We start from the raw sequence: 24064 nt of genomic DNA on the forward strand, positions 1-24064 counted from the left end.
GCCGCTTCAAGTGCCGTCACGCCGGGCGCAAAAACCACGAAAAACCGCGCTCCGCCCCTTTAAAAACGGCAGATGGCCGCCAGTTGCAGCCATCGTCGCCGAAAAACCCGCAGCAGCCAGATCCTGGCAGCCCATGTGGGTCAGGGCTGACGCATACAATGCTCCGTTCTCCTGCGCGGGCCCGTGCATATCGGCGTGCGCAGCGACCCTTTTTCGACCTTCCAATCCTGGAGTCTTGCCCGTGTTTATTTCTTCCGCTTTTGCCCAGACCGCACCCGCAGCAGCAGCCTCCGGTGGCGACTTCATGTCGCAGTTGATGGGCATGGCGCCTCTGGCGCTGATGTTCGTGGTGCTGTACTTCGTGATGATCCGTCCGCAGATGAAGCGCCAGAAGGAGCATCGCTCCATGATCGAGGCACTGGCCAAGGGTGACGAAGTGGCAACGGCCGGCGGCATCATCGGCCGCGTGACGCGCATGTCCGAGCAATTCCTGCACATCGAGATCGCCTCGGGTGTGGAAGTCCAGATCCAGCGCAGCGCCGTCGTCCAGGTGCTGCCCAAGGACACGCTGAAGTAAGCGCTGTCCCTGTCTTGCGGGTGTGCGGACCGCGCAGGCGGCAGCACACCCTTTTGTGCGTTGCTGTCTACAAAGAGCGAAGAGCGCGATCATGAACCGATATCCGGTCTGGAAGTACGCGATCATCGTGATCGCGCTGCTGGTAGGGGTGCTCTACACCCTGCCCAATTTTTTCGGTGAGGCGCCTGCGGTGCAGGTCTCCTCGGCCAAGGCCACCATCAAGGTGGACAACGCCGTGCTGCAGAAAGTCGAAGAGGCCTTGAAGGCTGCCGATGTCAAGCCCGACGTCCTGTCCATCGAAGGCACCTCGGTGCGCGCGCGCTTCAACACGCCCGACGAGCAGCTCAAGGCCAAGGACGTGATCCAGAAGGCCCTGATCCCCGATGCCAACGACCCGGCCTACATCGTGGCCCTGAACCTGGTGTCGCGCTCGCCGCAATGGCTCACGGCCGTCGGCGCCAAGCCCATGTACCTGGGGCTGGACCTGCGCGGTGGCGTGCACTTCATGCTGCAGGTGGACATGGCCGCCGCGCTGACCAAGAAGGCCGACTCCTTTGCCGGCGACCTGCGCAGCTCGCTGCGCGACAAGAACATCCGCCACGGCGGCGTCTCGCGCAACGGCAACACCGTCGAGATCCGCGTGCGCGACGAAGCCATGCTCACGGCCGCGCGCAACCTGGTCTCCGACCAGTTCCCCGATCTGGCGGCCACCTCCGAGCCGGATGGCGCAGGCTTCAAGCTGCTGGCCTCCATCAAGCCCGAAGCCCTGCGCAAGGTGCAGGAGCAGGCGCTCAAGCAGAACATCGTCACCCTGCACAACCGTATCAACGAGCTGGGCGTGGCCGAGCCCGTGATCCAGCAGCAGGGCCTGGACCGCATCATCGTGCAACTGCCCGGCGTGCAGGACACGGCCAAGGCCAAGGACATCCTGGGCCGCACGGCCACGCTGGAAGTGCGCCTGGTCGACGAATCCTCCGAGGCGCGCGGCGCTGAACTGGGTTCGGGCCCCGTGCCCTTCGGCTCCGAGCGCTACCTGGACCGCAACGCCCAGGCCGTGATCGTGCAAAAGCAGGTCGTGCTGACCGGCGAGAACCTCACCGACGCACAGCCCGGCTTCGACAGCCAGACCCAGGAGCCCACGGTCAACCTGGTGCTGGATGCCAAGGGCGCACGCATCTTCAAGGACATCACGCGCGAGAACGTGGGCAAGCGCATGGCCATCATCCTGTTCGAAAAGGGCAAGGGCGAGGTCGTGACGGCTCCCGTGATCCGCACCGAGATCGGCGGCGGACGCGTGCAGATCTCGGGCCGCATGACCACGGCGGAAGCCAACGACACGGCCCTGCTGCTGCGCGCCGGCTCGCTGGCCGCGCCCATGGAGATCATCGAGGAATACACCATCGGCCCCAGCCTGGGCGCCGACAACATCAACCGCGGCATCCACTCCGTGGTCTGGGGCCTGGTGGCCATCGCGGCCTTCATGTGCGTGTACTACCTGCTGTTCGGCGTGATCTCCACGGTGGCCCTGTCGGTCAACGTGCTGCTGCTGCTGGCCATCCTGTCCATGCTGCAGGCCACGCTGACCCTGCCCGGCATCGCCGCCATGGCGCTGGCGCTGGGCGTGGCCATCGACTCCAACGTGCTGATCAACGAGCGCATCCGCGAGGAACTGCGCGGCGGCGCGTCGCCGCAGGCGGCCATCCATGCGGGCTACGAGAACGCCTGGCACACCATCCTGGACTCGAACGTGACCACGCTGATCGCGGGCCTGGCGCTGCTGGCCTTCGGCTCCGGCCCGGTGCGCGGCTTCGCCGTGGTGCACTGCATCGGCATCCTGACCAGCATGTTCTCGGCCGTGTTCTTCTCGCGCGGCCTGGTCAACCTCTGGTACGGCCGCCGCAAGAAGCTCAAGAGCATTTCCATCGGCCAGGTCTGGAAGCCTGAAGACACCAGCCAGCTGCGCTCGGTGACGGCCAAGGGATCCAGCGTCGCCGATTCCGGCGCCAACAACTGAAAGGGGGAAGACCATGGAGTTCTTCCGCATCCGCAAAGACATCCCCTTCATGAAGTACGCGTTGATCCTCAACGCGGTGTCCTTCATCACCTTCGCGCTGGCCGTGTTCTTCCTGCTCACCCGCGGCCTGCACCTGTCCGTGGAATTCACGGGCGGCACCGTGATGGAGGTGGCCTATACCCAGCCCGCCAACATCGCCAAGGTGCGCGACACGGTCGCCGGCCTCGGCTACGCCGATGTCACGGTGCAGAACTTCGGCACATCGCGCGACGTGATGATCCGCCTGCCCGTGCAAAAGGACGTGACCTCGGCCCAGCAAAGCGAGCAAGTACTCACGGCACTCAAGAAGGAAGACGCCGAAGTCACGCTGCGCCGCACCGAGTTCGTGGGCCCGCAGGTGGGTGACGAGCTCATGCACAACGGCCTGATGGCCCTGGGCTTCGTGGTGCTGGGCATCGTGATCTACCTGGCCATGCGCTTCGAGTGGAAGTTCGGCGTGGCCGCCGTGATCGCCAACCTGCACGACGTGATCATCATCCTGGGCTTCTTCGCGTTCTTCCAATGGGAGTTCTCGCTGTCGGTGCTGGCCGGCGTGCTGGCCGTGCTGGGCTACTCGGTCAACGAGTCGGTCGTGATCTTCGACCGTATCCGCGAAGCCTTCCGCAAGTTCCGCAAGCTCAGCACCACCGAGGTGATCGACCACGCCATCACCAGCACCATGAGCCGCACCATCATCACCCACGCCTCCACCGAGGCCATGGTGCTGTCCATGTTCTTCTTCGGCGGTCCCAGCCTGCACTACTTCGCGCTGGCGCTGACCATCGGCATCCTGTTCGGCATCTATTCCTCGGTCTTCGTGGCCGCCGCCATCGCCATGTGGCTGGGCGTCAAGCGCGAGGATCTGATCAAGGCGCCCAAGGCTTCCACGGACCCCAACGACCCCAACGCCGGCGCCACCGTGTAAGCGGATGTTTTAGCCCTGGACCGGCTTACACTCCCGGGCATGCCCTCCCTGCCCCACCCTTCCAACGCGCCTGCTGGCCCCCAGTCCTCGCTGGGCCAGCAGGCGCGTTTGCATTGGGTGCGAGGACTGTGCAAGGGCCTGCCCGGCGTGGCCCAGCAGCTGCTGGCGCAGATGGAGCAACAGGCCCAGGCCGTGGGCACGCAGCGCGAAATGCAGGAGCGGCGTGAAGCCTGGGGCAACTACCGCCAGCACCAGAGCGCCTGGCTGAACGCCAGCATGCAGGCCCTGCAAGGCGCGCTGCAGCCGGCCAAAGCCGCGCCTGCCGCCGTGCCGCAGCGCGGCGCGCTGCAGTTCGAGTTGCTCAGCGACGATGTGGTGGAGAACAAGATCCTGGCCTCCCGCATGGCCCTGGCCATGGGAGAGACCGCAGCGCCGGCCTTCGACACGCTGCGTCTGCGCATGCAGTTCATCGAGGGCCGCGAGCTGCCCTCGGACGATATCCTGCGCACCGAAACCGTGTGCCGGCACCTGGTCGAGCAATGGCTGGCCACGGGCCTGCAGCGCGGTGATCTGCAGCGCGTGCTGGACCTGCTGCAGACGGCCCTGGCACCCGTGCTGGTGACCGAGTACCAGGCCGCCCATGTGCTGCTGGACGGCCAGGGCGTCACCCGCTCACAGGACGTGGCCATGCGCGTGCGGCGCACCGAGGCAGGCAACTCCACGCGCGCCATGGGCCTGGGCCAGACCGCCGCGCCACCTGCTGCGGCATCGCAGCATGCCACTGCATCACAGCATTCCTCGGCCTATGCGCCCACGCAGATGGGCGGCGTGCCCGGCGCTGCCGCCTACCCGCCCGACACTGCGGCGCCCCCCCATGGCCAGATGCCGGCGATGCCCGCCATGCCCGTAGGCCTGACAACCCTTTCGCGCGCACGCCACCGCGCCCAGGAAGTCGTGGGCCAGTTGCGCCGCCTGCTCATGCAGCCGGGCGTGGGCGTGCAGGGCCTGGTGCCCGGTGTGGGCGCAGGCATGCCCCAGGCGCCCGCATCGGCCGCGCTGACCCAGGCCTTGCTGGAGCAGCGCGTGGTGGCCCAGACGCAGTACCAGCAGATGCTGGCCCAGGGCCTGACCACGCTGCACATCGATGTCAGTCCGGCTGCCATCGGCCAGCTGGTCGGGCAGGTGCGCGAACGTTCGGCCGACCTCAAGCGCAAGGCCACCACCTCGGGCGAAAAGGCCACCATCGAGATCGTGGCCCTGATGTTCCAGGCCATCCTGACCGAGGACCGCATCCCGCCCTCGGTGCGCGTCTGGTTTGCCCGGCTGCAGGTGCCCGTGCTGCGCGTGGCACTGGCCGAGCCGGAATTCTTCAGCAACCTGCGCCATCCGGCCCGGCTGCTGATCGACCGCCTGGGCTCCTGCGTGATGGGATTCGACGCCTCCAGCATCAGCGGCAGCGCGCTGGAGTCCGAGATCCGGCGCATCGTCCAGGTCATCGAGCAATACCCCGAAACGGGCCAGAAAGTGTTCGTGCTGGTGCTGCGCGAGTTCGAGGATTTCCTGGCGCGCTACCTGACCCAGTCGCAGGACAAGGCCAAGATCGTCACCGTGGCCCAGCAGGTGGAGCAAAAGGAAACCCTGGCCATCCAATACACGATCGAGCTGCGCCACCTGCTCACCGACATGCCGGTGCGCAAGGAGATCCGCGAGTTCCTGTTCAAGACCTGGACCGAGGTGCTGGCCCTGGCCGCCGTGCGCCACGGTGCCAAGGACGCGCGCACCATGCGCTTCAAGCAGGCCGCCAGCGAACTGGTCTGGGCCGCCAGCGCCAAGCCCACGCGCCAGGAACGCTCGCGCGTGATCCAGACGCTGCCGACGCTTTTGCAGACCCTGCGCGAAGGACTGGCCCTGATCGGTGTCACGGGCGACGCCCAGTCCACGCGCATCAAGCTGGTCACCGACACGCTGGCCGAGGCCTTTGTCTCCAAGACCGCGACCATCGCCCCGGCCCGCATCGAGGCCATGGCGCAGCGGCTGGCCCATCTGGAGCAGTACATCAATGAAGACGGCATGCTCGACGAGGACATGCCGCTGTCGCCCGAGAACATCGAGATGATCCTGGGCGTGGACACGGCCGGCCTCAACGTCATCCCGAGCACGAACACGGCCGTGGAGCCGGTGATGCTGGAATGGGCGGCCTCTCTGGAGACGGGCCGCTGGTTCACCCTGGACCACAACGGCGCGCGCATCCAGGTGCAATACACCTGGCGCAGCCGCCGCAAGCAACTGCACCTGTTCGCCGCGCTCGATGGCACCTGCCACCTGCTGCAGCTGCGGCGCATGGCCTCCTACCTGCAGTCCGGCCTGCTGGCCGTGCATGACGAGGAGGCGCTCACCGTGCGCGCGACGCGGGATGCGCTGCAGAAGATTCAGGCGAACCCTGAAAGGCTAAGCTCCCCCTGAGGCGCTACGCGCCTTCCCCCCGGGGCACGGCGCCTCTCTACCCGCTTCGCGGGGGAGGGGGACGATGCCCTCGGCTAGGCGCCCCCACCGCGAGGCGGCTCTTGCTCGGCGACCCTGATGTTGGAGTGCGCCAGTTTTTGAGATCAGGCCTGGGCCAGGCGCTGGAACAGGCCGCCGGGCAGGCGTTCCACGCGGCCGTCCAGTTCCAGCTCCAGCAGGCGGGCCTGCAGGGCTGCGGCGTCCATGCCTGTGCGGTCCATGAGCTCGTCCAGCGACAGCGGGTCGTGGGCCAGGGCGCGCAGGGTGGCGTCGCTCTCAGAGTCCTGGGCGGACTGGACAGCTGCCGCTGCCGGTACAGGCTTGGGAAGCGGCAGGCGCGCGGCCGTGCCCTGCAACTCATCGAGCACGTCCTGCGCCGTTTCCACGAGCTTGGCGCCCTGGCGCAGCAGCGCATGGCAGCCGCGCGACTGGGGCGCGTGGATGGAGCCAGGAATGGCAAAGACTTCGCGGCCCTGTTCGCTGGCCAGCCTGGCCGTGATCAGCGAGCCCGACTGCAGGGCCGCCTCGACCACCAGCGTGCCCTGGGACAGGCCCGCGATGATGCGATTGCGCTGTGGAAAGTGCGCGGCCATGGGGCCGGTGCCCAGCGGATATTCGCTGACGATCAGCCCGTGGCTGGCCACTTCGCGGGCCAGGGCGGCATGGCTCCGCGGGTAGACCTGGTCCAGGCCCGTGCCGACGACAGCAATGGTGACGGGAGCAGCCAGTCCGCCCAGGCGTGGCGCCGCGCGCAGCGCGCCTTCATGGGCCGCGCCATCCACGCCCTGCGCCAGTCCGGAGACGATGCACAGGCCGGCCTCGGCCAGCGCCTGCGCCATGGCACGCGCGTTGGCCGCGCCCTGGACCGTCGGCCCGCGGCTGCCCACCATGGCCAGGGATTGGGGATAGGGGAACCAGGGCCCCGGCCCTGCCATGCAGCGCTCGCTGCCCTGCACATGCAGCAGCAGTGGCGGATCTTCCGTCTGCAGCAGCGCCTGCGGATATTGGGGGTGGCCCAGCACGAGCACGGCGTGCAATTGACCGGACGCGGGCTTGTCCAGCCATTGCGCCGTGGCCGCTACAAGCTGGCCCAGGCGCTGGGGCACGGTCTGCAGGGCATGGGCCTGAGCGGCGGTCACCAGTCCGTGCCAAGCGGACGGCGGGCCGCTCCAGATGTCCTGCGCACCACCGCAGGCCGCCAACAGACGCCGGGCCGTGGTGCGGCCCACGCCGGGCGTCAGCAGCAGCCGGAGCCAGGCAGAGAGTTCGTCAGGAGCCAACCGGTCCGTGGACTGCAGGGCGGCCGCCATGGCGCTGCCGGCAGGCTGTGGTGGCTCAAGGAGCCGGCGAGGTCAGGCTGTCGCCGACCTCAACACCGCGCCGCGCCTCCATGATCAGCGCGTAGGAGACGCGATCGAAGGTCCGGAACACCATGGCATGGCCGTTGTGTTCGTCGGGCAGTTGCACCTCTTCCTTTTTCTCGCCCGTCTTGTCCACGATGCGTGCGCCGCGGCGTATCAGCTCCAGCACCGTGCCCACGTCCATGCCGTCCTGCGTGCCCTTGTTGATGGCAATGACCTGGTTGTTGGCCGCCCAGCGCACGGCCTGATCACCGTACAGGGAAACCACATGGGCCTTCACTGCCTGTTGCGGCGCGTGGGGCGCGTAGTTCATGTAGCTGCGCTCGGGCGCGGGCAGCAGGCGGTCGCCGGCGCGCATTTCGGTCTTGGAACGCGACAGGTCCACCGTGGCGGGAGAGTTCTGCTGGTGCTTTTCGCCCTTGCTGTCGACGATCTCCAGCGTGGTCTCGCCCTCGATGAGATCGGCCAGGCCCAGGTACTTGGCCTCATAGCCCAGCACCTCGCCGGAGATGGGATCCTTGAGCGCCACGGCATCGCGGAAGACGCGGTACTGGCGCGGCAGGCCGTCGCCCTTGCGCAGCGGCGCCTCGGCCGTGCCGCGTGCATAGGCGCGGTCGCCGCTGGCCATGAGCACGCGCTCGTCCGTGGTGGCGATCAGGCGTGGCGCGCGCAGCAGCGTTTCGGCATCGACGACCAGGGGCTCGGCCAGGAAGGGCTCGATCAGATGAGGCTGCAGCGTGGGCAGGGCCGCCTGGGCCAGGGATTCGCTGCGCGTGCTCGGAGTGATGCGGACCACGCCGGGCTCGCCGCCATCGCCCATGGGGCGGGCCGTGCTCAGGCGGGCGTAGCCGTCACGCTTGTCCAGGTACAGCACCTGGCCCGGATAGATGAGATGGGGGTTGGCGATGGCCTGCATGTTCATGCCCCACAGCTCGGGCCAGCGCCATGGACGGCGCAGGAACATGCCGGAGATGCCCCACAGCGTGTCGCCGCGCTTGACGGTGTAGCTGTCGGGCGCATCGGGCGCCAGCTCACCCACGGGAACGCCCTGCTGCGCCACCTGCTGGGCTGCCGAGCGCTGCGATGGCGTCACCGGATACTGCTGCGCGTGGGCCGCCGCACACGCGGCGATCAGGGCCGAGGCAACAGTCCAGGTACGAGCTGTGGCGAATGCAGTCATGGAATTCCTCTTCTTGTGTCTGACACAGCGTCCCTCCTAGGCACTGCGGCACGGCCGATCTTGTCATGAACGGCCATACAGGTCTTACAAATCAGCAAAGATTCTGCGTGCAAGGCCATGAGAGGGCAACGCTTATTGCGTCGTCCCGCTGCGCCCAGGCAGAAAAGTGGCGAAAATAACGACATTCACCGACCACGCCATGTCCATTCTGCCCATTCTTTGCTATCCCGACCCCCGCCTGCACACCGTCGCCAAGCCGGTCGCCAAGGTCGATGACCGCATTCGCCAACTGGTCCAGGACATGTACGCCACCATGTATGACGCCCAGGGCGTGGGACTGGCCGCCACCCAGGTGAATGTGCATGAACGCGTGGTCGTGGTCGATGTCTCTGAAGGCCGCGACGAGCCCTTTGCGCTGATCAACCCCGAGCTGCTCTGGGCCAGCGACGAGAAGCAATTGGGCGAGGAAGGCTGTCTGTCCGTGCCCGGCATCTACGACGGTGTCGAACGCTCCACGGCCATCAAGATCAAGGCGCTGGACGAGAACGGCAACGAACGCATCATCGAGGCCGAAGGCTTCAAGGCCATCTGCATCCAGCACGAGATGGACCACCTGATGGGCAAGGTCTTCGTCGAATACCTGTCGCCGCTCAAGCGCAACCGCATCAAGACCAAGCTGCTCAAGCAGCAGAAACAGGCAGAACGCGCATGACCCGCCTGCCAGCGCCTCGCTTCATGCCGCGCTGGAAGATGGACGGCGCGGGCCTCGTTGCCTGGGCGCTGCTGGCCCTGTCCCTGCTGCTGGTCGGCTGCACCGTACCCGAGTGGCAAAAGCCCGGCACGCCACGGGCCGACATCGAGCGCTCCATGGGCCGCCCGACCCTGAGCCTGCCGCTGGACGGCGGCGGCACGCGCCTGGTCTACAGCTGGCAGCCTGCAGGCCAGCAGGTCTACCACATGGATTTCGACGCCAGCCAGCGCCTGGTGCGCGTGGAGCAGGCGCTCACCATCGAACGCTTCCACGCCCTGCGCAATGGCGAGGACACCCGGGAAAGCGTACGCCAGCTCTTCGGCCCGCCTGCGCTGATCGAGAGGGTCTACAGTTTCAACGGCGACATCTGGACCTACCGTATCCTGGAAAATGGCATTCGCCGCCAGGCCCATGTGCATATCGACCCCGCCGGCGTGGTGCGCCGCGTGATGTTCACCGACGAAGTGTTCAATGACGACGATCGGCGTTGAGCCTGCACACCGTCCCCACCGTCCCTACTGGATTGCATGAGAGTCATTTTTGCCGGCACGCCCGAGTTCGCGCGCGTTGCCCTTGAACGCCTGCTCGCCGCGGGCTTCACCGTCCCCCTGGTGCTGACCCAGCCCGACCGTCCTGCCGGGCGCGGCATGAAGCTGCAGGCCTCGCCCGTCAAGCAGTGCGCGCTGGAGCATGGCATTGCCGTGGCCCAGCCGCGCAGCCTGCGCCTGGACGGCAAATACCCCGAAGAGGCCGCCGCCGCCCGCGCCGCCATCGAAGCGGCCCAGGCCGATGTCATGGTCGTGGCCGCCTACGGGCTGATCCTGCCGCAGTGGGTGCTCGATACGCCTCCGCGCGGCTGCCTGAACATCCACGCCAGCCTGCTGCCGCGCTGGCGCGGCGCCGCCCCCATCCACCGCGCCATCGAGGCCGGTGATGCCGAGACCGGCGTCACCATCATGCAGATGGACGCGGGCCTGGACACGGGCGACATGTGCCTGGTCGAGCGCCTGCCCATCACCGCCGACGACACCACGGCCAGCCTGCACGACAAGCTGGCCGACCTGGGCGGACGCCTTATCGTCGAGGCGCTGGAGATGAGCGCCTGCGGCGGCCTGCCGCGCACGCCCCAGCCTGCCGAGGGCGTGAACTACGCGCACAAGATCGAAAAGGCCGAAAGCCAGATCGACTGGCGCCAGGATGCCGAGGCCATTGCCCGGCGCCTGCGCGCCTTCAATCCCTTCCCGGGCGGCGCCACGCAGTACGGCGATGAATCCATCAAGGTCTGGGAGGCTCACGCCGACCCCGCCGCCGCCGTGGCGGCGGCAGTGCCCGGCACCGTGCTGTCCGCAGGCGCCGACGGCGTGCGCGTGGCCTGCGGCCAGGGCGTGCTGTGCATGACGCTGCTGCAGCGCGCGGGCGGCAAGCGGCTGGCGGCGGGCGATTTCCTGCGCGGCTTCGATCTGCCTGAAGGAGCCATCCTGGACGGTGCTGCCAGCGGCGGCACGCCATGAACCTGCAGCCCCTGGTGGAACGCGCACGCGGCATTGCGCGCGATCCCGCCTTCATGACCGGCGTGCGCGACATGTCGGGCACGGCGCTGGGCATAGGCGCCTGGGGCCTGGTCACGGGCGTGGCCATGATCAAGAGCGGCATGTCCCTGCCCCTGGCGTTGTTCATGGGCCTGCTGGTCTATGCCGGCAGTGCCCAGCTGGCCGTGCTGCCGCTGATGGCCGTGGGCGCGCCCATGTGGGTGGTCTGGTTCACGGCCATCTGCGTGAACCTGCGCTTCGTCATCCTCAGCAGCATGTGGCGCAGCTACTTTGCCCACCTGCGCCTGCGCCACCGCCTGGCCATCGCCTATTTCAGCGGCGACGTGATCTTCGTGGGCTTCATGAAGCGCTACCCCGATGCCCGGCCCCAGCCCGAGCAGCTGCCCTATTTCTGGGGTGCCGCATCGACCAACTGGCTGGCCTGGCAGATCCCGTCCACGCTGGGCATCCTGCTGGCCGACCAGGTGCCCCTGTCCTGGGGCCTGGGCTTTGCGGGCGTGCTGGCCCTGATGGGCGTGCTGCTGTCCATGCTCAACGACCGTGCCACCTGGGTGGCAGGCGTGGTTGCGGCCAGCGCGGCCGTGGCGGCCTTTGCGCTGCCGCTCAAGCTCAATATCCTCGTGGCCATCGCTGCAGCCGTGGCCGCAGGCCTGCTGGCGGAAACGCTGCAGCAGCGCCTGCGCGCACTGCAGGCGCCTGAAAAAGAGGAGCCAGGCCCGGTGATTCTCCCGCCCGATACAGCCCATGGCGAGCGCCATGCCCGGCTGCCGCTGGACGAAGACGCCCGGCCCGTGCAAACCAAGGAAAAGGAAACGCTCTGATGGATCTGTCCTGGCTGTGGCCCTGGCTGGCCTGCGTGGGCCTGGCGGCCATCACGCTGTTCACACGCGCCTTCTTCCTGATTCCCGAGCGCGAGGTGCCCTTGCCGCAATGGCTCAAGCGCGGCCTCAAGTACGCGCCGCTGGCGGCCCTGGCGGCCGTGATTGCGCCCGAGATCGTGATGACCAACGGCCGGCTGATCTCCACCGTGGTCGATGCGCGCCTGCCGGCCCTGGCTTGCGCGGTCATGTATTTTTTTTACAAGCGCAGCATCATGGGAACGATCGCGCTTGGCATGGCGGTCTATCTGCCACTGCATATCGGCCTGGGCTGGTAGGCGCAGCGCGGCCGAGAGCGACCGAGAGCGACCGAGAGCGCCCGGCTGCCCGGCTGAAACCGGATTACAGGCGCTCCCGATGCCCCGGATCGCCGGTGCGCCCGCCCGCTGCCAGGGCGGGCACGCCGCCTACAATGGCCGCGCTTTACCCCTTTTTCGTTTCAATTCCATGGCGATCGCCACCGATCGCAACGCCGCCGTCATGAACATTCTCCGCTTCTCCGATCTGTGCGCCCAGGGCAAGGCCCAGGGCCAGCGCGTCTTCATCCGCGCCGACCTCAACGTGCCCCTGAACGATGCTGGCGAGATCACCGAGGACACGCGCGTGCGCGCCTCCGTGCCCGCCATCGAGATGGCACTGAAGGCCGGCGCCGCCGTGATGGTGACCAGCCACCTGGGCCGTCCCACCGAAGGCGAGTTCAAGCCCGCCGATTCGCTGGCGCCCGTCGCCCGCCGCCTGGGCGAGCTGCTGGGCCGCGAAATGCCCCTGGTCGCCGACTGGGTGGACGGCGTGCAGGTGGCGCCCGGCCAGGTCGTGCTGCTGGAGAACTGCCGCGTGAACGTGGGCGAGAAGAAGAACAAGGAAGAACTGGCCCGCAAGCTGGCCGCGCTGTGCGACATCTTCGTGCACGACGCCTTCGGCACTGCCCACCGTGCCGAGGGAACCACCTACGGCATCGCCCAGTTCGCGCCCATTGCCTGCGCGGGACCGCTGCTGTCGGCCGAGATCGACGCCATCACCAAGGCCCTGGCCAACCCGCGCCGCCCGCTGGCCGCCATCGTGGCAGGCTCCAAGGTCTCGACCAAGCTGACCATCCTGCAGTCGCTGGCCAAGAACGTGGACCAGCTCATCGTGGGCGGCGGCATTGCCAACACCTTCATGCTGGCGGCGGGCCTGAAGATCGGCAAGAGCCTGGCCGAGGCCGACCTGGTCGGCGAGGCCCGCGCCGTGATTGACGCCATGGCCGCACGCGGCGCCGAGGTGCCGATTCCCACCGACGTGGTGGTCTCCAAGACCTTCGCGGCCGACGCGCCCGCCACCGTCAAGAAGGCCACCGAAGTGGCTGACGACGACATGATCCTGGACATCGGCCCCGAGACCGCCGCCCGCCTGGCCGAGCAACTGCGCAAGGCCGGCACCATCGTCTGGAACGGCCCCATGGGCGTGTTCGAGTTCGACCAGTTCGCCAACGGCACCAAGGTCGTGGCCCAGGCGATTGCCGAGTCCGACGCCTTCAGCATCGCCGGTGGCGGCGACACCCTGGCCGCCATCGCCAAGTACGGCATCGAGGACAAGGTCGGCTACATCTCCACGGGCGGCGGCGCCTTCCTGGAGGTGCTGGAAGGCAAGACCCTGCCTGCCTTCGAGATCCTGCAAAAGCGCGCCAACGGCTGAGCACGGCAACATCCGGATACGGGGCACTTTCTTGTCAGTGCCTCGCAGCGAAGCCACAATCGACACTTTGCGCAGCTGCAGCAATCCGCCGCAGCGCGCCCCGCACCGAGGAGAAATCCATGCGATCGTTCAAATCCGCTGGCGGCCTGGCCCTGGCGGGCCTCTGCCTGGCCCTGGCGGGCTGCGTCAATGCACCGATGACCAGCTACTTCGAAGCCACGGCCCAGCCCAAGATCGGCGCTGCCGGCCACTGGGACTCCGTGGCCAACGATGTCGTCGCCAAGACGCTGGAAACACTGCAAAAGACCGGCATCGAGCGCACCACGCCGGTCCACGTGGCCCTGCCGGCCGAGCCCAGCCCGTTCGACAAGGGTTTTCGTGAGCTGATCATCACCAAGCTCGTGCAAAGCGGCGTGACCGTCATGCTGCAGCCGGCCCAGGCCCAGCTGCAGGTGAGCTACGGCACCCAGGTCGTGCGCCACGGCAAGCGCCTGCCCAACCCCGAACTCGTGCTGACGACGACGGTGGTGCGCAACAACCAGTACCTGGCGCGCAAGACCGACGTCTACTACCTCGAAAAGAGCGACGCCGTGCTGTTCACGGCCGAGGACGAGCGCCCCGAATTCCCCACCAAGAACCTGAAGGTGGTGGGCCAATGACGCTGCGCACGCCCCTCCTGCCGGCCGCGCTGGCTGCGGCAGCCCTGCTGTCCGCCTGCGCCGTGCCCGCCCCCGCGCCTTCGCCCGAGTTCTCGGCCGCGCGCCGCGGCGAGCCCACCTACCAGTCGGCCGCAGCCAACCCCTTCATCGCCAGCAGCCGCGCTGCCGTGGACGAGCTGGTCAAGGGCCTGAACACCGAGGAGCTGGGCGAGGCGCCCGTGCTCGTGGCCACCGTGGTCAACGTCAACGACCTGACGCGCTCGGCCCCGCTGGGCCGCACGCTCAGCGAGCTGTACGCCTCCCAGCTGTCCGCCAAGGGCTACAACGTCAAGGAGCTGAAGCTGCGCGGCGATGTGTACGTCAAGGAAGGCACGGGCGAGCTGCTGCTGTCGCGCGAGATCAAGGACATCGCCCGCAACCACAATGCGGCCCTGGTCCTGGTGGGCACGTACTCGGCAGCTGCCAAGTACACCTATGTGAGCCTGAAGCTGGTTCGCACCGACGACAGCCGCATCGTGCGCAGCCACGACTACGCGCTGCCCAACAACATCGACATCCAGCGCCTGCTGGGCGCCCCGGCCACGGCGCAACGCTGAGGCCCTGCAGCCTGACTGCGCCCGTGTGCGCAGTCAGGCTGCGTCTTCTTCTCCCGACCTTCCCCTGCTTGCCCTCAGCGGCCGCGCGCCGGCCACAGCACCGAGGCGATGGCCACCACCATCAGCGCCACGGCCGTCCAGTCCTGCCAGTGCAGCACCTCGCCCAGCCACCAGGCGCCGCTGAACACGCCCAGCACGGGGATCATCATCACGCTCAGCGTGGACGCCACGGGCGGCAGGCTGCGCGCCAGGAAGAACCAGACCGTCTGGCCAAAGCCCAGCACCAGCACGCCGTTGAAGACGATGGCGCCCGTGGCCTGGGCATCGGGCCAGTGCCACTGGTGGCGCTCGAAGACGAAGGCCAGCACCGTGAGCGTCAGCGCGGTCAGCGCCACCATCCACAGCGTCATCGTCAGCAGGGGCACGGGCACCTCGGCGCGGCGCAGCTTCTGCGTGCCGAAGGCCCAGCTCAGCGCGGCGGCCAGCATCAGGCCCACGCCGATGGGGCGGCTGCCCAGGGCGCCGACCTCGTGCCACAGCAGCAGGAGCACGCCCGCCAAGGCCGCCGCCACACCCGCCCAGGCACGCGGCGCCAGCCGGTCATGGAAGAACAGGCTGCCCAGCACGGCCGAGAAGATGGGCATGGTGTAGCCCAGGATGGCCGCCCGCCCGCTGGACAGCATGGGGATGGCAATGATGATCAGGCTGTTCCACAGCACCATGTTGAACAGCGTCAGCTGCGCCAGCCGGGGCCAACAGGCGCGCGGCACGGCCAGCGGCAGGCGGCGCCAGACCACGAAGGCCGCCAGGATGGGCAGCCCCACCCACATCGAGGCCATGCGGAAACTCAGCGGCGGGAAATGCTGCACGCCCAGCTTCATCACCGGCCAGTTGATGCCCCAGATCAGGGTCAGCGCGATCAGCAAAAGGATTTGTCGGGCGGTGAAGGCAGGCATAGGCCGCCGATTGTGCCCATGGGCCGCCAAACCCGCTGGATGCCCGGCGACAGGCCCCGGGAAGGGCCGATCGCTAAAATCGCGCCCCATGACCTTTCTCGACATGCTGCGCAATGCCACCGCCCAGAACCAATCCATGCTGTGCGTGGGCCTGGACCCCGAACCCAGCCGCTTTCCTGCGGCCATGCGCGGCGATGCAAGCAAAATCTACGAATTCTGCGCCGCCATCGTCGAGGCCACGGCCGACCTGGTGAACTCCTTCAAGCCCCAGATCGCCTACTTCGCGGCCCACCGCGCCGAAGACCAGCTGGAAAAGCTCATGGCCCACATGCGCGCCGTCGCGCCCCATGTGCCCATCATCCTGGACGCCAAGCGCGGCGACATCGGCTCCACCGCCGAGCAGTACGCCAAGGAAGCCTTCGAGCGCTACGGCGCCGACGCCGTGACCCTGTCGCCCTTCATGGGCTTCGACTCCATCACGCCCTACCTGCAGTACGAGGGCAAGGGCGCCTTCCTGCTGTGCCGCACCTCCAACCCCGGCGGCGACGACCTGCAGGCCCAGCGCCTGGCCGACCTGCCGGGCCAGCCCCACCTGTTCGAGCATGTGGCGCGCCTGGCGCAAGGCCCCTGGAACACCAACGGCCAGCTCGGCCTGGTGGTGGGCGCCACGCGCCCGCAGGAAATCGAGCGCGTGCGTGAATTCGCGCCCTCGCTGCCGCTGCTGATTCCCGGCGTGGGCGCCCAGGGGGGCGATGCCGTGGCCACGGTCAAGGCGGCGCGCATCGGCGGCGGCCCCATCATCATCAATTCCTCGCGTGCGGTGCTCTATGCATCGCAGGGCGACGACTTCGCTGCCGCCGCGCGCACCGCCGCCCAGGCCACGCGCCAGACGCTGCAAGACGCAGCCGCCGCCTGAGACGGCAGGGAAGCCCGGCCATGCAAGGCAAATGGCTGGAAGACTTCCTGCTGCTGGCCCAGGAGCGCAGCTTCACGCGCGCGGCCGAGCTGCGCCATGTCACCCATCCGGCCTTCGGGCGGCGCATCCGCGCGCTGGAGGCCTGGGCCGGCACGCCCCTGGTCGAGCCCGGCGGCGGCCCCGTGCGGCTGACGCCGGCCGGCGAAGCCTTCCGCGACACGGCCGAGCAACTGGTGCGCACGCTGGCCCAGTCGCACGATGAACTGCAGGCCGTGGCCGGGCGCCAGGCCCGCGTGATCACCCTGGCCACGGGGCGCACGCTGGCGCGCACCATCGTGGCCGACTGGCTGACGCGCCACGGCAGCGTGCTGCAGACGGCCGAGCTGCGCGTGGTCACACGCACGCTGGACGAGACCGTGGCCATGCTGCAGCGCGGCGAAGTCAGCTTCACGCTGGTCTACCACCACGCCGCCATTGGCGTGCGCCTGGACGGCCGCCAGTTCAGCTACCTGACGGTGATGCAGGACAGGCTGGTGCCCGTGGCCCGCGCCGATGCCCGGGGCCGCCCGCTGTACGAGCTGTCGGCCAGCCACCAGTCCGTCGCTCCCGTGCCCTACCTCGCCTTCTCCCACAGCATGGCCCTGGGCCGGCTGGTGGAAGACCACCTGGCCCGGCATCCGCTGGCGCCGCGCCTGCGCCGCTGCGTGGACTGCGACTCGGCCGACGCCCACTACGAATACGTGCTGCGCGGCCTGGGCCTGGCCTGGATGCCGTGGTCCATGGTGCGCGGCGACTGCCAGGCCGGCCGCCTGGCCGTGGCCGGCGACCCGGGCCTGGAGGTGCACTTCGACGTGCGCCTGTACCGTCCCAAGCGCCACCTGGGCCCCGCGGCCGAGCAGTTCTGGAGCGACATCACGGGCGCCTGACGGGTGCATGCATGCGCCCTCCTGGTGCAAACCCGCACCGCGCTGTGGAACAAGCGGGTTTTGGTGCTGCAATGGCTCCGCCTCGTGCCGAATCAGCACCAAATGCCTGGGAAGTCCTTCGCACAATCAATCTCATACATTTCAGGAATAACCCCATGCCCAGCAACTCCCTCCTGCGCCGCACCGCCCTGGCCTGCGGCCTGCTGATCGCCGCCACCGGCAGCGCCTTCGCCGACGACGCCGCCAGCTACCCCAACCGCGCCATCACCATGATCGTGGGCTACCCCGCCGGCGGCAGCACCGACCTGGTGGGCCGCTTCGTGGCCGATGGCCTGGCCTCGCGCCTGGGCCAGCCCGTAGTGGTGGAAAACCTGGGCGGCGCAGGCGGCGCCATCGGCGCGCAAAAGGCCGTCAAGGCCACGCCCGACGGCTACACGCTGTTCGTGGGCGCCAACAACGAGCTGGCCATCGCCCGGCTGATCAACAAGAGCATCAAGTACTCCATCGGCGACTTCACGCCCATCGGCATGATCGGCTCCCAGCCCATGGTGCTGGTGGCCTCGCAGAAGGCCGGCGTGAAGACCGCCGCCGAGTTCAGCGCCCTGGTGGCCAAGAACCCGGGCAAGTTCAGCTACGGCAGCTCGGGCGTGGGCACGGCACTGCACCTGGCCGGCGAGATGGTCAAGGAGCAGGGCAAGCTGCACATGACCCACATCCCCTACCGTGGCGTGGCGCCCCTGACCACGGACCTAGTGGGCAACAACATCGAGTTCGGCATGTTCGTGCTGTCCTCGGGACTGCCCCAGATCCGCGCGGGCAAGGTCATCGCTCTGGGCACGACGGAGGCCAAGCGCTCGGCCATCACGCCCGACATCCCGGCCCTGTCCGAGCTGCCCCAGTACAAGAACGTGGACATCAACGTCTGGTTCGCGCTGATGGCGCCCAAGGGCCTGCCCGCACCCGTGGCCGCCAAGGTCAAGAAGGCGCTGGACGAGACCATGGCCTCGCCCGAGTTCCGCAAGAAGATGGAAGAGTCGGGCTCGGTCGTGGCCGATCCCAAGACCGATGCCGGTAAGTACATCAACGCCGAGATCGCCAAGTACACCAAGATCGTCCAATTTGCCCACATCGAGAACTGAGCCAGCCATGGACGCTTTGCGATTTGACCTTCCCCTGCCCGACCTGAGCGCCTGGCGCGCAGGCAATACCGGTACCGAGGGCGTGTGGCAATTCGACTCGGGACGCCCGGGCCGCCACGTGATGATTTCCGCGCTGGTGCACGGCAACGAGATCTGCGGCGCCTGGGCCGTGTCCGGGCTGCTTCAGGCCCTGCACAACGGCCTGGCGCTGGACAACGGCCGCCTGACCCTGGTGCTGGCCAACCTCGATGCCTTCGACCGCTTCGACGCGGCCAGCCACGATGCCTCGCGCTTCGTGGACGAGGACATGAACCGCCAGTGGATAGACGCACGCATCGACGAGGGCAGCACCCGCGAACGCCGCCGCGCCGCCGCGCTGCGCCCCTTCGTGCAGCAGGCCGACTGGCTGCTGGACCTGCATTCCATGCACGAGCCCTCGGCCCCGCTGCTGCTGACCGGCATGCAGCCGCGCAACCGCGATCTGGCACGCCAGATGGGTGCGCCGGCGAACATCGTCGTGGATGCCGGCCACAAGGACGGCACGCGGCTGCGCGACTACGGGCGCTTCGGCCTGCCCGACGCCGAGGCCGGCGACTCGCGCTCGCTGCTGATCGAATGCGGCTTCCACGGCGATCTGGCCAGCCGCGACGTGGCGCACGACCAATGCCTGCGCTTCCTCGAAGTGGCCGCCATCTTCGACAACGGCGCGCTGCACGCCGCCCTGCCCGGCTGGAAGCAGGCCGACGCACCGGCCCAGTGGGCGCTGGAAGTCACGGCGCCCGTGGTGGCCAAGAGCAGCGGCTTTTGCTTCACGGCGCCGTTCACGGGACTGGAGCGCTTCGAGAAGGCCGGCACGGTGATCGGCGACAACGATGGCGAGCCGGTGATCACGCCCTATGGCGACTGCGTGCTGGTCATGCCCTCGGTGCGCCAGGCGCGCGCGGGCGTGACCGTGGTGCGCTTTGCGCGGCGCTCGCCGCTCTGAGCCTCAGGGGCGCTGGCAGCGCGCAGGCGACAGCCGTTCAGGCTGCACGCCCTGCGCGGCCAGGCGCGCATCCAGCGGCTCGCCGCGCAGCAGGTTGCGCGCCAGCAGGCTGTAGCCGAAGGCGCTCTGTATGCCGTAGCCGCCCTGGGCGGCCACCCAGAAAAAGCCCGGCAGCGGCGCAGGCGAGGCATCCCAGCCAATGGCCATCTCGCCGTCGGCCACAAAGCTGCGCAGCCCGGCCCAGGTGTGGGAGGGGCGGCGGATCTGCAGCGTGGTCACTTCCTCGATGCGCCAGATGCCCGTGGCCACGTCCAGCTCCTCGGGCGCCACGTCCTGCGGCGCCACGGGGTCGGCGTTGGCGGGCGAGCCCAGCAGCTGGCCTGCATCGGGCTTGAAGTAAAAGCCCTCGTCGGCGCTGATCACGGCGGGCCAGTGCGCGGCGTCCATGCCGTCGGGCACGGCAAAGGTGAAGGCACTGCGCCGCTTGGGCACCAGGCCGATGGGCGCTGCGCCCGCCAGTGCGCCCAGCGCATCGGCCCAGGCGCCGGCCGCGTTGACCACGCAGCGCGCGCGCACCTGGCTGCCGTCGGCCAGGTCCACGGTCCAGACACCTGCGGCATGCGCCAGCGCACGGACCTCGGCGCTGCAGCGCAGCTCGCCGCCGCACTGGCGCAGGCCGCGCAGGAATCCCTGGTGCAGGCCATGCACGTCGATGTCGCGCGCGCCGTCGTCCGCAAAGCCATCGACCAGCAGCGTGGTGTTCAGGCAGGGCACCAGGGCCTTGAGTTCATCGGGGCCCAGGCGCCGCGCCTGGGGCGAGTGCAGGAGCGCCTCGGCATGGGCGGCATCGAGCAGGTCCTTCTGCGCGGCCGTGCCCACATAGAGCACGCCGCGCGGCGCCAGGATGGGCGCCTGCACAAAGCCCTGCGGCGGCTGCTCGTAGAAGGCGCGGCTGGCGCGCGTCAGCGCCTGGACTTGCAGCGGGCCATAGTGCTCCTCATACAGCGCGGCCGAGCGGCCCGTGCTGTGGTAGCCGGGCTGGGATTCGCGCTCCAGCACCAGCACCGAGGCGCCGCCATCGCGCGCCAGCTGCCAGGCCACCGAGGCACCGGCCATGCCCGCGCCCACCACCACGAAATCAAGGATGCTGCTGTCCATGGCCGGCCTCACTGTGCTTTCCGGCGACCAGCCTTGGCCGCTGCAGGAGCCGACACCGACGCTGCCTCCAGATAGGGCCGCAGGTAGCGCCCCGTATGGCTGGCCGGGTTGGCCGCCACGTCCTCGGGCGTGCCCGTGGCCACCACCTGGCCGCCGCCCGAGCCGCCTTCGGGGCCCATGTCGATGATCCAGTCGGCCGTCTTGATCACGTCCAGGTTGTGTTCGATGACCACGATGGTGTTGCCCGCATCGCGCAGCTGCTGCAGCACCTTGAGCAGCAGGGCGATGTCGGCGAAGTGCAGGCCCGTCGTGGGCTCGTCCAGGATGTAGAGCGTGCGCCCCGTGTCGCGCTTGGACAGCTCCTGGGCCAGCTTGACGCGCTGCGCCTCGCCGCCCGACAGCGTGGTCGCGCTCTGGCCCAGCCGGATATAGGACAGGCCCACGTCCAGCAGGGTCTGCAGCTTGCGGGCGATGGTGGGCACGTCCTTGAAGAAGGCATGGGCGTCCTCCACCGTCATCTCCAGGATCTGGGAGATGTTGCGGCCCTTCCACTGCACCTCCAGCGTCTCGCGGTTGTAGCGCTGGCCGTTGCAGATGTCGCAGGGCACGTAGACATCGGGCAGGAAGTGCATCTCCACCTTGACCACGCCGTCGCCCTGGCAGGCCTCGCAGCGGCCGCCGGCCACGTTGAAGGAGAAGCGCCCGGGGCCGTAGCCGCGCTCCTTGGCGGTGTTGGTCTCGGCCATCAGGTCGCGGATGGGCGTGAACAGGCCCGTGTAGGTGGCCGGGTTGCTGCGCGGCGTGCGGCCTATGGGCGACTGGTCCACATTGATGACCTTGTCGAAATAGCCCATGCCGATGATGTCGTCGTGCGGCGCGGCCTCGCCGCCGGCACGGTGGATCTGGCGCGCGGCCTCGGTATAGAGCGTGTCGTTGACCAGGGTGCTCTTGCCCGAGCCCGAGACGCCGGTCACGCAGGTCAGCAGGCCCACGGGAAAGTCCGCCGTCACGCCCTTGAGGTTGTGGCCGCGTGCCCCCACCACGCGCAGGGCCTGCAGTTGCGGCGCAGCCGCACCGGCCTCGGCCGGATGCTGGCCCGTGCGTGCGGGGAAGCCCTTGGCAGGAGACCGGACCTCGCCCTCAGCCGGCGCCTCGACCACGGGCTGCCAGGGCGTGCGCCGCGCAGGCACTTCGATGCGCTGGGTGCCCGCCAGGTAGCGGCCCGTGGGCGAATCGGGGTTGGCGCGCACCTCTTCGTAGCTGCCCTGGGCCATGACGCGGCCGCCATGCACGCCCGCGCCCGGCCCCAGGTCGATGATCTGGTCGGCCGCGCGCATCATGTCCTCGTCGTGCTCGACCACGATGACGCTGTTGCCGATGTCGCGCAGGTGCTGCAGCGTGCCGATGAGCTTGTCGTTGTCGCGCTGGTGCAATCCGATGCTGGGCTCGTCCAGCACATACATCACGCCCGTCAGGCCGCTGCCGATCTGGCTGGCCAGGCGGATGCGCTGGGCCTCGCCGCCGGACAGCGTGTCGGCCCCGCGCTCCAGGCTCAGGTAGCTCAGGCCCACGTCGTTGAGGAACAGCAGGCGCGAGGCGATCTCGCGCACCACCTTGCCCGCGATCTCCGCCTTGGCGCCCGACAGCTGCAGGGACGCGCACCAGGCATGGGCCTCGGCCAGCGTGGCATGGCCCACCTCGTAGATGGCGCGGGCCTGCTCGCCCTCGCCGATGCGCACGAAGCGCGCCTCGCGGCGCAGCCGCGTGCCGCCGCAGTCGGGGCAGACGGCGACGCTGCGCAGCCGCGCCAGGTCGTCGCGCACCACGCTGGACTCGGTCTCGCGCCAGCGCCGCGTGATGTTGGGGATGATGCCCTCGAAGGGATGGCTCTTGACCAGGGTCTCGCCCTTGCGCGCACCGCTGTCGAAGACATAGGTGAAGGGCATTTCCTCCTCGCCCGAGCCCCACAGCATCACGTTGCGCACCTTCTCGGGCAGCTCCTCGAAGGGCAGCTCCACATCGGCGCCATAGTGGCGCGCCACGCTCTCCAGCATGGAGAAGTAGTAGCCGTTGCGCCGGTCCCAGCCCTTGACGGCGCCGCTGGCCAGGCTCAGCGTGGGAAAGGCCACCACGCGCTCGGGATCGAAGGACTCCGTGCAGCCCAGGCCGTCGCAGCCCGGGCAGGCGCCCATGGGCGAGTTGAACGAGAACAGGCGCGGCTCCAGCTCGGGCAGCGAATAGCTGCACAGCGGGCAGGCGAACTTGGCGCTGAAGAGGTGCTCCTTGCCGCTGTCCATCTCCAGGGCGATCACGCGGCCGCCGGCGTCGGCGCCGCCCGCGCGCAGGGCGGCCTCGAAGCTCTCGGCCAGGCGCTGCTGGGCGTCGGCACGCACCTTGAGGCGGTCGATCACCACGTCGATGTCGTGGCGCTCGTTCTTCTCCAGCGCGGGCAGGGAATGGGACTCGTGGATCTTGCCGTCGATGCGAAAGCGCACATAGCCCTGGGCCTGCATCTGCGCGAACAGCTCGGCGAACTCGCCCTTCTTGTTGCGCGCCAGCGGCCCCAGCACCATGAGGCGCGTGTCCTCGGGCAGGGCCAGGGCCGCATCCACCATCTGGCTGATGGTCTGGGACTGCAGCGGCAGGTTGTGGTCGGGGCAGTAGGGCGTGCCGGCGCGTGCGAACAGCAGGCGCAGGTAGTCGTTGATCTCGGTCACCGTGCCCACGGTGGAGCGCGGGTTGTGGCTGGTGGCCTTCTGCTCGATGCTGATGGCGGGCGACAGGCCCTCGATCAGGTCCACATCGGGCTTGTCCAGCCGCCCCAGGAACTGGCGCGCATAGGCCGACAGGCTCTCCACATAGCGGCGCTGGCCCTCGGCGTACAGGGTGTCGAAGGCCAGGCTGGACTTGCCCGAGCCCGACAGCCCGGTGATCACCACCAGCCGGTTGCGCGGAATGTCCAGGTCGATGTTCTTGAGGTTGTGCGTGCGCGCACCGCGGATGGCGATGCGTGACTGCGCCAGCGCCTGGCCGAGGTAGCGGCCGTCGGGCTGGGAGCGGGAGTCGGCGGCCCGGTCCAGGCCGCCGTCTTCGGAAATCGTGTGGGAACCAGGCATCGGGAAAACCCCTGCGAAGGCGAACCCGCCATGATAGGTCAGAACCCGCGCCACCGCATGGCGGCTCGGTCTGCGGGGCGGCAGGGCCTTCTGCGGCGCCCCTTCACAAAACTGTCTTGCACTGCCTTGCATAACCCAGCCACCCCGCAGCGCCGGCCTATG

General features: G+C 68.6%; 21 protein-coding genes. 16 read left to right on the plus strand and 5 right to left on the minus strand.

Going from position 1 to position 24064, the window contains the following annotated elements:
• The first annotated feature begins 241 nt into the window (after positions 1-241).
• The 4 genes from yajC (at position 242) to U6958_RS32375 (ending at position 6018) form a co-directional block, all read left to right on the plus strand.
• Positions 242-577, plus strand: coding sequence for a preprotein translocase subunit YajC (gene yajC / locus U6958_RS32360; RefSeq protein ID WP_016449366.1), 336 nt, complete (start codon positions 242-244; stop codon positions 575-577).
• Between the two features lie 91 nt (positions 578-668).
• Entirely contained in the window at positions 669-2591 is a 1923-nt protein-coding gene (gene secD, locus U6958_RS32365) for a protein translocase subunit SecD (RefSeq protein WP_016454252.1), read from the plus strand.
• Between the two features lie 13 nt (positions 2592-2604).
• The gene (secF, locus tag U6958_RS32370) at positions 2605-3555 is read left to right on the plus strand and encodes a protein translocase subunit SecF (RefSeq protein ID WP_016449364.1); all 951 of its coding nucleotides are present in this window, start codon (positions 2605-2607) and stop codon (positions 3553-3555) included.
• A gap of 39 nt (positions 3556-3594) precedes the next feature.
• Positions 3595-6018 carry a DUF1631 family protein gene (locus U6958_RS32375; protein ID WP_047328047.1) on the plus strand — a complete coding sequence of 808 codons (2424 nt, stop codon included), beginning with the start codon at positions 3595-3597 and terminating at the stop codon, positions 6016-6018.
• A 143-nt stretch (positions 6019-6161) separates the two neighbouring features.
• Here U6958_RS32375 and dprA read toward each other — a convergent pair whose 3' ends face one another.
• Positions 6162-7367 (minus strand): DNA-processing protein DprA, encoded by a 1206-nt coding sequence (gene dprA / locus U6958_RS32380; RefSeq protein ID WP_074920908.1) that lies wholly within the window; start codon positions 7365-7367, stop codon positions 6162-6164.
• A 25-nt stretch (positions 7368-7392) separates the two neighbouring features.
• Positions 7393-8598, minus strand: coding sequence for a LysM peptidoglycan-binding domain-containing protein (locus U6958_RS32385; RefSeq protein WP_074920909.1), 1206 nt, complete (start codon positions 8596-8598; stop codon positions 7393-7395).
• A 199-nt stretch (positions 8599-8797) separates the two neighbouring features.
• Here U6958_RS32385 and def point away from each other — a divergent pair, with 199 nt between their 5' ends.
• From def to U6958_RS32425, 8 genes are all read left to right on the plus strand, one after another.
• Positions 8798-9310: a peptide deformylase gene (gene def, locus U6958_RS32390; protein WP_061288755.1), complete on the plus strand. Its 513-nt coding sequence runs from the start codon at positions 8798-8800 to the stop codon at positions 9308-9310.
• Positions 9307-9840: a membrane protein gene (locus U6958_RS32395; protein ID WP_034366210.1), complete on the plus strand. Its 534-nt coding sequence runs from the start codon at positions 9307-9309 to the stop codon at positions 9838-9840. Before def ends, U6958_RS32395 begins: the two co-directional genes overlap by 4 nt.
• Before the next feature lie 36 nt (positions 9841-9876).
• The gene (gene fmt / locus U6958_RS32400) at positions 9877-10860 is read left to right on the plus strand and encodes a methionyl-tRNA formyltransferase (RefSeq protein ID WP_074920910.1); all 984 of its coding nucleotides are present in this window, start codon (positions 9877-9879) and stop codon (positions 10858-10860) included.
• Positions 10857-11720: an AzlC family ABC transporter permease gene (locus U6958_RS32405; protein WP_016449357.1), complete on the plus strand. Its 864-nt coding sequence runs from the start codon at positions 10857-10859 to the stop codon at positions 11718-11720. The genes fmt and U6958_RS32405 overlap by 4 nt, the downstream gene beginning before the upstream one ends.
• A complete protein-coding gene (locus U6958_RS32410; RefSeq protein ID WP_012202761.1) occupies positions 11720-12055 on the plus strand; it encodes an AzlD domain-containing protein in 336 nt (111 codons plus the stop codon). The genes U6958_RS32405 and U6958_RS32410 overlap by 1 nt, the downstream gene beginning before the upstream one ends.
• Positions 12056-12257: 202 nt before the next feature.
• On the plus strand, positions 12258-13451 hold the full coding sequence (locus U6958_RS32415) for a phosphoglycerate kinase (RefSeq protein ID WP_074920936.1): 1194 nt from the start codon (positions 12258-12260) through the stop codon (positions 13449-13451).
• Positions 13452-13570: 119 nt separating this feature from the next.
• Positions 13571-14110 (plus strand): hypothetical protein, encoded by a 540-nt coding sequence (locus U6958_RS32420; RefSeq protein ID WP_074920911.1) that lies wholly within the window; start codon positions 13571-13573, stop codon positions 14108-14110.
• Positions 14107-14706: a FlgO family outer membrane protein gene (locus tag U6958_RS32425; RefSeq protein WP_017407706.1), complete on the plus strand. Its 600-nt coding sequence runs from the start codon at positions 14107-14109 to the stop codon at positions 14704-14706. Before U6958_RS32420 ends, U6958_RS32425 begins: the two co-directional genes overlap by 4 nt.
• A gap of 74 nt (positions 14707-14780) precedes the next feature.
• Here the strand turns inward: U6958_RS32425 and U6958_RS32430 are convergent, their stop codons facing one another.
• The gene (locus tag U6958_RS32430) at positions 14781-15662 is read right to left on the minus strand and encodes a DMT family transporter (RefSeq protein WP_074920912.1); all 882 of its coding nucleotides are present in this window, start codon (positions 15660-15662) and stop codon (positions 14781-14783) included.
• An 88-nt stretch (positions 15663-15750) separates the two neighbouring features.
• Between U6958_RS32430 and pyrF the strand changes: the two genes are divergently transcribed.
• The 4 genes from pyrF (at position 15751) to U6958_RS32450 (ending at position 19628) form a co-directional block, all read left to right on the plus strand.
• A complete protein-coding gene (gene pyrF / locus U6958_RS32435; protein WP_016449352.1) occupies positions 15751-16578 on the plus strand; it encodes an orotidine-5'-phosphate decarboxylase in 828 nt (275 codons plus the stop codon).
• A 20-nt stretch (positions 16579-16598) separates the two neighbouring features.
• Complete coding sequence (locus tag U6958_RS32440; RefSeq protein ID WP_034366206.1) at positions 16599-17504, plus strand: LysR family transcriptional regulator; 906 nt, start codon at positions 16599-16601, stop codon at positions 17502-17504.
• Positions 17505-17659: 155 nt separating this feature from the next.
• The gene (locus tag U6958_RS32445; RefSeq protein ID WP_016449351.1) at positions 17660-18643 is read left to right on the plus strand and encodes a tripartite tricarboxylate transporter substrate binding protein; all 984 of its coding nucleotides are present in this window, start codon (positions 17660-17662) and stop codon (positions 18641-18643) included.
• Between the two features lie 7 nt (positions 18644-18650).
• Positions 18651-19628, plus strand: coding sequence for a succinylglutamate desuccinylase/aspartoacylase family protein (locus tag U6958_RS32450; RefSeq protein ID WP_074920913.1), 978 nt, complete (start codon positions 18651-18653; stop codon positions 19626-19628).
• A gap of 3 nt (positions 19629-19631) precedes the next feature.
• Here U6958_RS32450 and U6958_RS32455 read toward each other — a convergent pair whose 3' ends face one another.
• Both U6958_RS32455 and uvrA read right to left on the minus strand, forming a co-directional pair.
• On the minus strand, positions 19632-20786 hold the full coding sequence (locus U6958_RS32455) for an FAD-binding oxidoreductase (RefSeq protein WP_074920914.1): 1155 nt from the start codon (positions 20784-20786) through the stop codon (positions 19632-19634).
• A gap of 8 nt (positions 20787-20794) precedes the next feature.
• Positions 20795-23902 carry an excinuclease ABC subunit UvrA gene (uvrA, locus tag U6958_RS32460; RefSeq protein WP_016449348.1) on the minus strand — a complete coding sequence of 1036 codons (3108 nt, stop codon included), beginning with the start codon at positions 23900-23902 and terminating at the stop codon, positions 20795-20797.
• Positions 23903-24064 lie beyond the last annotated feature (162 nt).

Origin of the sequence: Delftia lacustris (genome assembly GCF_040267515.1) — a bacterium.
In the GTDB taxonomy this organism is placed as follows: Bacteria; Pseudomonadota; Gammaproteobacteria; order Burkholderiales; family Burkholderiaceae_C; genus Comamonas; species Comamonas tsuruhatensis.